Below are 1,180 nucleotides of genomic sequence, written 5' to 3' on the forward strand. Positions count from 1 at the left end.
GGATGCTCTGATCTATTCCCCGACTGAGGCATCATAGCGATGAGCCCCCGGAAGCACATCCTCGATGAAGCAGCGTTCGTTCGCCTCGTTAAGTTTTGACGCCAAGAAGAAGCCCACCCGCCGAGAGAAATTCCTTGGCGAGATGGACAAGGTGGTGCCGTGGGCCGCGTTGCTGGCGTTGATTGAACCGAACTACCCCACTTCCGGACGTCGCGGTCGCCCACCAATGGCGGCGTCGACGATGCTGCGCATCCACTTCATGCAGCAGTGGTACGCCTTGAGCGACCCGGCGATGGAAGATGCGTTGTACGAGATCGAGTCGATGCGCCGCTTCGCGGGACTGGAGTTGAACGATGACGCCATTCCAGACGAGTCGACGATCCTGAAGTTCCGTCGCTTCCTGGAGCAGCACGGTCTGGCGGTGAAGATCCTCGAAGCGGTCAACGCGCACCTGAGCGGCAAGGGTCTGTTGCTGCGCCAGGGCACGATCGTCGATGCCACGATCATCCAGGCGCCGTCCTCGACCAAGAATGCCGACAAGCAGCGCGATCCGGATATGCGCCAGACGAAGAAGGGCCAGCAGTGGTACTTCGGCATGAAGGCACACATTGGCGTGGATGTGGAATCAGGCTTGGTGCATACGGTGACCACGACACCGGCGAACGTGGGCGATGTGACGGAAGTAGACAAGCTGCTGCATGGTCAGGAGCAAACGGTATACGCCGATGCGGGCTATCAAGGTGCCGAGAAGCGAGCACCCAAGCGAGGTCGCGCGTGGTACATCGCGGCCAAGCGCGGCAGCATCAAAGCGATGCCCGAGGGTGAACTGAAGGATGCCGTGAAGCACACAGAGCACATGAAGGCGGCCGTCCGTTCCAAAGTGGAACACCCGTTCCGCGTGGTGAAGCGGCAGTTCGGTTACCAGAAGGTGCGCTTCAAGGGGCTGCTCAAGAACACCGCGCAGATACTGACGCTGTTTGCGCTATCGAATCTGTGGATGGCACGACGAACGTTGCTGGCTTCTACGGGGGAGGTGCGTCTGTGAGTCGGAAAATCCGCCCAACGGGTCGCGCACTCACCGCTCAACGGCCTCGTTTTACGAGTGATCCAACTATTTTTCCGTCCGAACGTGGATTCAAGAGCGAACGTATGGACGTCCGTTTCATGTTGAATAGATCAG

At 59.2% G+C, this 1,180-nt stretch carries 1 protein-coding gene; it reads left to right on the forward strand.

Features of this window, described 5'->3' with window-relative positions; translation table 11 throughout:
* Positions 1-64: 64 nt before the first annotated feature.
* A complete protein-coding gene (locus ABQJ56_RS16875) occupies positions 65-1,045 on the forward strand; it encodes an IS5 family transposase (RefSeq protein ID WP_367846185.1) in 981 nt (326 codons plus the stop codon).
* Positions 1,046-1,180 lie beyond the last annotated feature (135 nt).

This window comes from Rhodanobacter geophilus (genome assembly GCF_040812275.1).
Classification (GTDB): Bacteria; Pseudomonadota; Gammaproteobacteria; order Xanthomonadales; family Rhodanobacteraceae; genus Rhodanobacter_A; species Rhodanobacter_A geophilus.

Bases quoted from the DNA above. Each gene is read 5' to 3' on its own strand.
- ABQJ56_RS16875 (WP_367846185.1), top strand. From the start codon at position 65: ATGAAGCAGCGTTCGTTCGCCTCGTTAAGTTTTGACGCCAAGAAGAAG.